The sequence below is a fragment of the Mangrovimonas sp. sgz306409 genome (assembly GCF_059735265.1).
Genome location: NZ_JCAPEU010000004.1, coordinates 373,840 through 384,508 on the forward strand (window position 1 = coordinate 373,840; position 10,669 = coordinate 384,508).

The 10,669-nt window shown below is 38.8% G+C and carries 6 protein-coding genes; 3 read left to right on the forward strand and 3 right to left on the reverse strand.

The window, feature by feature from the left end; genetic code table 11:
* The first annotated feature begins 11 nt into the window (after nt 1-11).
* Both AC6I5C_RS09565 and AC6I5C_RS09570 read left to right on the forward strand, forming a co-directional pair.
* A complete protein-coding gene (locus AC6I5C_RS09565; RefSeq protein WP_497904959.1) occupies nt 12-1,190 on the forward strand; it encodes an acetyl-CoA C-acyltransferase in 1,179 nt (392 codons plus the stop codon).
* A 9-nt stretch (nt 1,191-1,199) separates the two neighbouring features.
* On the forward strand, nt 1,200-1,949 hold the full coding sequence (locus AC6I5C_RS09570) for a C40 family peptidase (RefSeq protein ID WP_497904960.1): 750 nt from the start codon (nt 1,200-1,202) through the stop codon (nt 1,947-1,949).
* A gap of 55 nt (nt 1,950-2,004) precedes the next feature.
* Here AC6I5C_RS09570 and AC6I5C_RS09575 read toward each other — a convergent pair whose 3' ends face one another.
* Both AC6I5C_RS09575 and gyrA read right to left on the reverse strand, forming a co-directional pair.
* Nucleotides 2,005-3,321, reverse strand: a complete 1,317-nt coding sequence (locus AC6I5C_RS09575) for a tetratricopeptide repeat protein (RefSeq protein ID WP_497904961.1) — start codon at nt 3,319-3,321, stop codon at nt 2,005-2,007.
* Nucleotides 3,322-3,365: 44 nt separating this feature from the next.
* On the reverse strand, nt 3,366-5,909 hold the full coding sequence (gene gyrA / locus AC6I5C_RS09580) for a DNA gyrase subunit A (protein ID WP_053977760.1): 2,544 nt from the start codon (nt 5,907-5,909) through the stop codon (nt 3,366-3,368).
* Between the two features lie 261 nt (nt 5,910-6,170).
* Here gyrA and AC6I5C_RS09585 point away from each other — a divergent pair, with 261 nt between their 5' ends.
* Nucleotides 6,171-8,720 (forward strand): ATP-dependent Clp protease ATP-binding subunit, encoded by a 2,550-nt coding sequence (locus tag AC6I5C_RS09585; RefSeq protein WP_497904962.1) that lies wholly within the window; start codon nt 6,171-6,173, stop codon nt 8,718-8,720.
* A gap of 214 nt (nt 8,721-8,934) precedes the next feature.
* On the opposite strand, the gene AC6I5C_RS09590 is transcribed toward AC6I5C_RS09585, so the two are convergent.
* The coding region (locus AC6I5C_RS09590) for a T9SS type A sorting domain-containing protein (RefSeq protein WP_497904963.1) at nt 8,935-10,669 on the reverse strand (1,735 nt) is incomplete at its 5' end.

Sequence of the window (10,669 nt, forward strand, 5' to 3'; positions counted from 1 at the left end):
AATGCATAACAATGAGTAAAGACGTCGTAATTGTGTCTGCTGCAAGGACACCAATAGGTAGTTTTTTAGGAAGTTTATCAACAATACCTGCACCAAAATTGGGAGCAGTTGCCATAAAAGGAGCTTTAGATAAAATTAACTTGAAACCAGAATTGGTTCAGGAAGTTTTAATGGGCCACGTAGTACAAGCTGGAGCTGGTCAAGCACCGGCTAGACAAGCCGCTATGTATGCTGGTATTCCAGATACTGTTCCTTGTACAACAGTAAACAAAGTATGTGCTTCTGGTATGAAAGCCGTTATGCAGGCTGCCCAATCTATTGCTTTAGGTGATGCGGATATCGTGGTTGCCGGAGGGATGGAAAACATGAGTTTGATTCCGCATTATATGCATGCCCGTATGGGAACAAAATTTGGTCCTGCAAGTTTAATTGACGGGATGCAAAAAGATGGTTTGGTAGATGCTTACGACCAAAATGCCATGGGTGTTTGTGCCGATGCTTGTGCAACCGAATATAACTTCTCCCGTGAAGACCAAGATGCTTTTGCTATTCAGTCTTATGAAAGATCTGCGGCTGCTTGGGAAGCTGGAAAATTCGACAATGAAGTAGTTCCTGTTGAAGTGCCTCAACGTCGTGGTGATGCTCTAGTTGTGAACAAAGATGAAGAGTTCACAAACGTAAAAATTGACAAAATTCCATCTTTACGCCCTGCCTTCACAAAAGAAGGAACTGTTACTGCTGCCAATGCTTCTACCATTAATGATGGTGCTGGAGCCGTAGTCTTGATGAGCAGAGAAAAAGCGGAAGAATTAGGATTGACTCCATTGGCCACCATAAAAAGTTATGCCGATGCAGCTCACGAACCAAAATGGTTTACAACTGCTCCTGCCAAGGCCCTTCCTAAGGCATTGGACAAAGCAGGCATTGCTATAGAGGATGTAGATTTCTTTGAATTTAACGAAGCCTTTTCTGTAGTAGGCTTGGCTAACATGAAACTTCTAGGATTAAATGATGATAAAGTAAATGTAAACGGTGGAGCCGTTTCATTAGGACACCCACTTGGATGTTCAGGTGTTAGAATTATCATCACCCTTATAAATGTTTTGGAACAAAACAATGCTAAAATTGGAGCGGCTGCTATTTGTAATGGTGGCGGAGGAGCTTCTGCAATTGTTATTGAACGTAACTAAAACAGATACATGCAATACGGAATTTGTAACTTAAGCATTGTTCCTTTACGATTAGAACCTTCCGATAAAAGTGAACTCGTTTCACAGGTTTTATATGGAGATTTCTTTAAGGTTTTGGAACAGCGTAAACATTGGAGCAAAATCCGTTTGCATTTTGATAATTACGAAGGTTGGATAGATAACAAGCAATATCTTGAAATTGATCAAGAGAATTATAACACCTTAAAAGGTGAATTCCCTAAACTTTCCTCCGACCTAGTTGAATTTGTACAAGATGTCAATGACAATTTAATCACCATACCGTTAGGTTCGTCATTAAATGGCTTATCTGTGTTGGAGCATCAACACGATGGTAATTTGGTTCAAGGAATTCAACCAAGAGAACAGCTGCTTAAAACTGCATTCACCTATTTGAACGCTCCTTATTTGTGGGGAGGAAAAACACCTTTTGGAATAGACTGTTCTGGGTTTACACAAATGGTGTACAAACTTAATGGTTATAAACTTTTGCGAGATGCTTCGCAGCAAGCTACACAGGGAGAAGCCTTAAGTTTTATAGAAGAAAGTGAACCTGGAGATTTAGCTTTCTTTGATAATAACGAAGGACATATTGTTCATGTTGGCATCATCATGGCTAACAATTACATTATCCATGCGCATGGCAAAGTAAGGATTGATCGTTTGGACCATTCTGGAATTTACAATGTAGACAAACGGATGCACACCCATAAATTGAGAGTCATCAAAAAAATAATCTAACAAAAAAAAGCTACTTAAAATTAAGTAGCTTTTTTTATGATATATCCTTCAAGTTTTAGTTTCCGCTCTGAATAGCTTCAACTTTTGCCTTCATCTTTTTATAGTTATCAGTATCTCCAATAGCACTATAAATATTCATTAACGTTTGAGCCGCTTGCAAATTGTTAGGTTTTAACTGTAATGTTTTTTCTAAATAAGGAACAGCATCCCTATACAATTGCATACGTTGCTCCTTCAATTCGTCATAACGTTTGTTGTCAGCAGCAGAGTTACCCAAACCATTCATTTCTTCAATGATGCTTTGCTCACCGGCTAAAGTTACAACCGCTAGGTTATTGTAAGCATCAACATATCCAGGGTCTAATTCAATAGCTTTTTTGTAATATGCTTTTGCGGCTTCTGTTTCACCTGCTTCTGCTGAAATAACACCTAAGTTATATTGTAACTCTGGATTATTTGGATCTTTAACAGTCGCTTCCTGCATTAAAGCCTTAAATTTATCCTTGTTCCCCATTTGTAGGTGCAGGTTAGCTTCAGTCAACAATAAGTTAAAGTCATCTGGATTTTGCTTTCTAGCATCATCAATTGCTTCAATAGCCTTTGCGGTATCTCCCTTAGACACGTAAATCAAAGCGATGTTTTTGATGATTTCGGCAGACTTTGGATCTGTCTTTCTTACTGAAGGCTTGATGTGAGTTCCTGCCTTTACACTTATATCACGTAAAGATGCTGAACCGAAAGTTTCAACCTCATTACTTGCTTTATTTATAGCTGTATACTCAGTTTCAACACCTTCATAACCTAAATCTCTTAATTCTTCATAATACTCCAAAGAGGTATCATAATCTTTAGCAGTTACAGCAGTAGAAGCTGCATAATAAAGATATAAAGTGTCTTTTGGAGACATTCTGTAAGCTTGCTCGAATCCTTTTGAAGATTTCATATAATCTTTCGCCTCAAGTGCAGAATTTGCATCGGTTAAGAATCCATTTAACATCTGTTGCTTCATTTCATCAACATCGCTAGAATACTTTACTTTACCATCGGCACTTTCAATAGCTTTAACTTTATCCAAACTTTCAATAGCCTTTTCTATATCAGCATCCGATCCAGCACCGTTAGCATACAAAGCCTGCCCTTTAAGGAAATAAAATTTTGCTTGAGTTTTAGAATCTGTACCTGATATTAATGACTCTGCTGAATTGATTGCCGTTTTGGCATCTGCATAATTTCCAGATTTAATAGCCTTTTCAGCATCCTTAAGTTCATTCTTTTGCGCATAGGTGAAAGAACCAGCCAAAAGAGCCAAAGCAACTGCCAGTTGCTTTTTATTCACAATACTTCTCTGAATTGAGTATTTATGATTGTTCATTGAAAAATTCATTTTGAATTACTATTTATTAATATTAGTTATTTTTATTCTTGTGCATTGTCGATGGCTGCACCATCTTCATTTGCGGTTTCGATATCTTCTGCTGCTCCTTCAATCTCTTCTTGCTCGTCCTTCATTACCTTAGCAACAGCGGCGATAGAATCCTTTCCTTTTAAGCTGATAAGTCTAACACCTTGTGTAGCTCTTCCCATTACACGCAAATCCTTAACCGCAATTCTAATGGCGATACCAGATTTATTGATGATCATTAAATCATCTTCATCTGTAACGGTTTTTATAGCCACAAGACTTCCTGTTTTTTCTGTAATGGAAATAGTTTTTACACCTTTACCTCCACGGTTGGTAATTCTGTACACTGGTTCTCCATCTTCTGGATCGTCAATATAGGTTCGTTTTCCATAACCGTTTTCAGACACTACCAAAACAGATTCTTCCTGAGGATTTTCAATGGCAATCATACCAATTACTTCATCTGTGTCCGTAGCTAAAGTAATACCACGTACTCCAGAAGCACTACGTCCCATTGGTCGTGTTTTAGCTTCCTCAAATCGAATGGCCTTACCAGACTTCAATGCCAGCATCACTTGACTGTTACCAGTAGTAAGTCTTGCTTCTAATAGCTCGTCATCTTCCTTAATTGTAATAGCGTTGATACCATTGGTTCTTGGTCTCGAATATTGCTCCAAAGACGTTTTCTTAACCTGACCTTGCTTAGTCGCCATGATTACATAGTGACTATTGATGTATTCTTCATCCTTCAAATCTTGAGTACAGATGAACGCTTTAACCTTATCATCCTGTTCTATGTTGATCAAGTTTTGGATAGCTCTTCCCTTAGAAGTTTTACTTCCTTCTGGAATTTCATAAACGCGCATCCAGAAACATTTTCCTTTTTGGGTGAAGAACAACATGTACTGGTGGTTGGTCCCTACAAACAAATGCTCCAAGAAATCTTCGTTTCTTGTTGTTGATGCTTTTTGCCCAACTCCTCCTCTATGTTGAAGCTTATATTCACTCAATGATGTACGTTTGATATAACCCGCATGCGAAATGGTAATTACCACTTGCGCATCAGGAATCATATCTTCAATACTTAAATCACCACCAGCATATTCGATAATAGAACGTCTGTCGTCACCATACTTTTCCTTAACTACCAAAAGTTCTTCCTTGATGATTTCCATTCTTCGCTCTTTCTTAGCAAGAATATCCTTCAAGTCTTCAATAGTCTTCATCAATTCTTCATATTCAGTACGAAGTTTGTCTTGCTCCAGTCCTGTTAACTGACGCAATCTCATTTCAACAATTGCCTTCGCTTGAATTTCTGAAAGCTTGAAACGCTCGATCAACTTCTCTCTTGCTTCTTCTGCATTTGAAGAGGCTCTGATTAATGCAATAACTTCATCAATATTATCCGAAGCAATAATCAACCCTTCCAAAATGTGGGCACGCTCTTCAGCTTTTCGCAATTCGTAAGTGGTTCTTCTTACTACAACCTCATGTCTGTGCTCCACAAAATGATAAATCAAATCTTTTAGATTCAACAATTGTGGACGCCCATTCACCAATGCAATGTTATTAACACTGAACGACGATTGAAGAGCTGTATATTTGTAAAGTTTGTTTAAAACAATATTTGGAATGGCATCACGCTTAAGTACATAAACGATACGCATCCCGTTTCTATCGGATTCGTCACGAATAGTAGAAATTCCTTCCAGTTTCTTATCGTTAACCAAGTCGGCCGTCTTCTTGATCATTTCGGCCTTATTCACCAAATAAGGAATTTCTGTTACCACAATGCATTCGCGGCCTTGAACTTCCTCAATATTGGCAATACCTCTTATTACGATTCTTCCTCTACCTGTTTTGAATGCTTCCTTAACTCCATCATACCCGTAAATAGTACCTCCTGTTGGAAAATCAGGCGCCTTAATATGGGTCATCAACTCCTCTATTTCAATATCGTTGTTATCGATATAAGCAACAGTTCCATCTACAACTTCAGAAATGTTGTGTGGAGGCATATTGGTAGCCATCCCTACTGCAATCCCTGAAGCACCATTCACCAATAATCCTGGAATTCTGGTAGGCAATACAGTTGGTTCCTGTAAAGTATCGTCAAAGTTAAGTTTGTGGTCTACGGTTTCCTTTTCAATGTCTGCCAACATATCTTCGGAAATCTTACGCATACGCGCCTCTGTATAACGCATAGCTGCAGGGCTATCTCCGTCAATGGAACCAAAGTTCCCCTGCCCGTCTACCAACATATAACGCAAGCTCCATTCCTGAGCCATACGTACCATTGTATCATAAACAGAACTATCTCCGTGAGGGTGGTACTTACCCAAAACCTCTCCAACAATTCTGGCCGATTTTTTATAAGGTGAATTGGATCTTACACCAAGCTCATGCATCCCAAACAATACACGTCTGTGCACTGGCTTCAATCCGTCTCTAACATCTGGCAAAGCACGTGACACAATGACCGACATTGAATAGTCAATGTAGGCCGATTTCATTTCATCTTCAATGTTAATTGGAATGAGTTTTTCTCCTTCTACCATATATATTTAATTAGATTTTTTGTAGGTTTTCAAATCGTGCTAATATAAGTATTTTGTTAGTCCTTATCCGACTTTTAAGAGGGTTTTTTAACTTTTTTTATTAACAAATATAAGGCCTTCTTTCGTTAATAAGTAAAAGTCCAAAAGTTTTGAATTTTTAAAGTTTTTTCCTCTATTAGCTTTTATGAAACATTTAAGGTACAGTTTTTGCCTTTATAACTTTGTTTTTTATTATTTTTAATGCAGAAAGGATTTTTAATTATGGACGATAATTTTTCCCCAAGAGTCAAAGATGTCATTGCTTACAGTAAAGAGGAAGCACTGCGTCTTGGCCATGATTTTATAGGTACCGAGCATTTAATGCTGGGCCTACTTCGTGATGGCAGTGGAAAAGCAATTGATATATTGAGTGCCCTAGATATAGATTTGAACCATTTAAGGCGCAAGGTTGAAATATTGAGCCCCGCCAATTCTAATGTGGCAACTGCCTCTAACGAAAAAAAGAACCTACATCTTACTAGACAGGCAGAGCGTGCTTTAAAGACCACCTTTTTGGAAGCCAAACTGTTTCAAAGCACATCTATCAATACAGCGCATTTGCTGCTATGTATCTTAAGAAACGAAAACGACCCCACAACCAAGCTTTTGAACAAGCTAAAAGTGGATTATGATAACGTTAAAGAGCAATTTAAATTTATGATTACAAACGATGATGACTTTTTAGAATCTCCAAAAGCCGAGTCCTATTCAGACGACGATATGGCCGATGACGATGATTCTAAACAAAACCCATTTGGTCAATCTTCATCTAAAACAACAAAAAAATCTAAGACGCCAGTTCTAGACAATTTTGGTAGAGATCTCACCGTATTGGCAGAAGAAGGCAAACTAGATCCTGTTGTTGGTAGAGAAAAAGAAATACAACGTGTGTCCCAAATATTGAGCAGACGTAAAAAGAACAATCCACTTCTTATTGGCGAACCTGGAGTTGGTAAATCGGCTATTGCGGAAGGTTTGGCACTACGTATCGTAAAACGTAAAGTATCTAGAATCCTTTTCAACAAGCGAGTAGTGACTTTAGACCTGGCAAGTTTGGTTGCTGGAACGAAATACCGTGGTCAGTTTGAAGAACGCATGAAAGCCGTGATGAACGAACTTGAGAAGAATGATGACATCATTTTGTTCATTGACGAAATTCACACTATTGTAGGTGCCGGTGGTGCCACAGGGAGTTTGGATGCTTCAAACATGTTCAAACCAGCTTTGGCACGTGGAGAAATTCAATGTATAGGCGCTACTACTTTGGACGAATATAGACAGTACATCGAAAAAGATGGTGCTTTAGAGCGTCGTTTCCAAAAGGTGATTGTAGAACCTACAACTGTGGAAGAAACTATTGAAATCCTTAACAACGTTAAGGAAAAATATGAAGACCACCATAATGTAGATTACACTCCTGAAGCCATTGAGGCCTGTGTAAAATTGACTAATAGATACATGACCGATCGATTTTTACCCGACAAAGCTATAGATGCTTTGGATGAGGCTGGATCGAGAGTACATATCACCAATATTGAAGTTCCGAAGCAAATTTTGGAATTGGAGAAAAAGTTAGAAGAAGTTAGGGAAACCAAAAATACGGTTGTTAAAAAACAAAAGTATGAAGAGGCGGCCAAACTTCGAGATGACGAAAAACGCCTGGAGAAAGAATTGGCCGTGGCCCAAGAAAAATGGGAAGAAGAAACCAAACTTCACCGTGAAATTGTTACCGAAGATAACGTTGCAGATGTGGTATCGATGATGACAGGTATTCCTGTAAATAGAATAGCACAAACAGAAAGCAACAAATTGGTAAAGTTACCTGACCACATCAAAGGAAAAGTTATTGGTCAAGATGAAGCAGTAGCTAAGGTTGTAAAGGCAATTCAACGTAACAGAGCTGGTCTTAAGGATCCTAACAAACCTATTGGCTCGTTTATATTTTTAGGGCAAACTGGAGTTGGGAAAACCCAATTAGCCAAAGTACTGGCCCGAGAATTATTTGACAGCGAGGATGCTCTTATCAGAATTGATATGAGTGAGTATATGGAGAAATTTGCAATTTCTAGACTTGTTGGAGCACCTCCAGGATACGTTGGTTACGAAGAAGGTGGGCAATTAACCGAAAAGGTTCGTCGTAAGCCTTATGCTGTAATCCTTTTGGATGAGATTGAAAAAGCGCATCCAGATGTATTCAACATGCTTTTACAGGTATTGGATGACGGTTATCTTACTGATAGCTTGGGAAGAAAGATAGATTTCAGAAACTCCATTATCATCATGACTTCCAACATCGGTGCCAGAAAGCTTAAGGACTTTGGACAAGGTGTTGGTTTTGGAACCGCTGCAAGAGAAGCCCAAGCTCATGACAACTCAAAAAGCATTATTGAAAATGCCTTGAAAAAAGCCTTTGCTCCAGAGTTCCTAAACAGAATTGATGATGTCATTGTATTCAATGCTTTAGAAAAATCAGATATCGATAAAATCATTGATATTGAACTTGCCAAGCTTGTTGAGCGCATCAAAGGTTTAGGTTACGAACTTAAATTGAGTGATAAAGCCAAAGATTATATCGCAGATAAAGGCTTCGATAAACAGTATGGTGCGCGACCTTTAAAACGTGCTATTCAAAAGTATATTGAAGATGCTCTTGCTGAAGAAATCATCAATGCCCAATTACAGGAAGGCGATACTATTTTTATGGATTTAGATTCAAAAACTGAAGAATTAACCATAAAAATAGAAAAGGCTGAAAAGCATACAGAGTCTTAAGTAAAGAGAGAGTATTAAAATAGAAAAGGTCCTTGTTAAAAACAGGGACCTTTTTTTATGCATGGCAAAATAAAAGCAATTACCAAAAATCAATTAAAACGTTGGAATTATTAAAGCTCCATACCATAAAATACTGGTCACAAATTGAAAATCAAAAACTACATTAAATAAAAAGGGCAGCTTATAGCTGCCCTTCAATTTTAAATTCTACTTTCTAATTTTTATGCTCCTTCAATGAAGAAGAAACAATTTTCTTAGTAACCGAACCTTGATTGGTCGTTAACTTCACATAGAACATTTGATTAGGTATTCTAGATAAATCAAAGGTTGTTTTATCTTTAAATCCTTTACCATAATTTCTATTTGTTTCACTTAAGATTACAATTCCTCTTGTGTCAAACAATTCAATAGTTACATCTGTTTCAAATTCAAACATGTATGATATAGTAACCTCCTTATCGAATGGAACAGGATAAGCAACAAAGTCTAAGTTACTTGCAACAACTGTTGGTTCAGGATCAATCACTTCATCTTCACAATCTATAGCAGCTCCTTCTGGCGCATACTCTCCAGAATCTCCTTCACCACATTGGCAAATAGCTTCACAAACATTAGCATGTGCTATTACGTAGATTGGTCCAGACGCCTCAATAGGCCCTACGGTGTAACTTGTCATATAATCCATTGCTCCAACATTGAAGTTGTACTGTCCAGGAGCTACTGTATAGGCTCCATTATTTTTAGTTGGGTAAGGATTACAACCCACATAAACTTGGGCCTCACTCATTCCAAATCCACTAGCAATATCAAAGTATACAGTAACATATCCATCTAGATATTCCACCACGACATCTCCAGCTAGAGTACCACTGGACAAATTACATTGTCCTGCTCCCGCATAAAGATCCATAGTATAGGTACCTTCTTCTGCGTAATAATTGGTCCAACCCCAACGGTTAAATCCGTCTTGAAGGAAACATGTATTACTGTTTGGATCTCTACCAAAAGCAGTCTCACAATTACCGGAGTACTTCTCAACCGTTCTTTCAAGAGTTAATATCTCTTGAGCCATATTACCACATGCATCAGATGCTTCAAACACATAAGTACCATATTCAACACAACCATCCATAGTTGTATCACTTAAATATGCCGTTACTTCACCTTCACCTGAACAATTATCTACCCAATTAGCCTTAAGAGCTTCTGGGAATTCATCATTACATATAGGATCCATCATTGGTACATCAATGACTGGCGGTGTTTGATCTCCTCCATTATAGTAAATTTTAAGACGAGGCAATGTATTACCACATGCATCAGATATTATGAATTCATAAAGCGCTATCCATTTACAATCATCTCCAACAATAGAAGGCATTTTTTCTACAAATACTTCTCCACAGTTATCTTCATAAATAGCTGCGATTTCATCTGCAGTTGGCCCTTCTGGAACATCGCTAAAACAAGCATCAATATCCGAAATACCTTCTGGAATTGGCCCTACTAGCATTGGAGGTGTCGTATCTCCTATCACCGTAAAGGTCGAACTCAGCAATAACGGTGCCCCACAGTCGCTGGTAGCTGTCCAGATAACTTCGGTTGAACCTCCACAGGCATCAGGTGCCCCTGGATTGGTCACTTCAACCATCAGGTTACAGCCGCCCGTGATGCTGCCCAGGGCAACCCACTCGGCAAACGCCTGGTCTACGGAAGCCTGGTCGGAACATGCTGCCATTGTATAATCCTCTGGCGCGGTGAAGGAAACCTCAGGTGCTGGCTCTACCGTAAAGGTCGAACTCAACAACAGCGGTGCCCCACAGTCGCTGGTAGCTGTCCAGATCACTTCTGACGAACCGCCACAGGCATCAGGTGCCCCTGGATTGGTTACGTCAACCACCAGGTTACAGCCACCGGTGATGCTGCCCAGGGCAACCCACTCGGCAAAC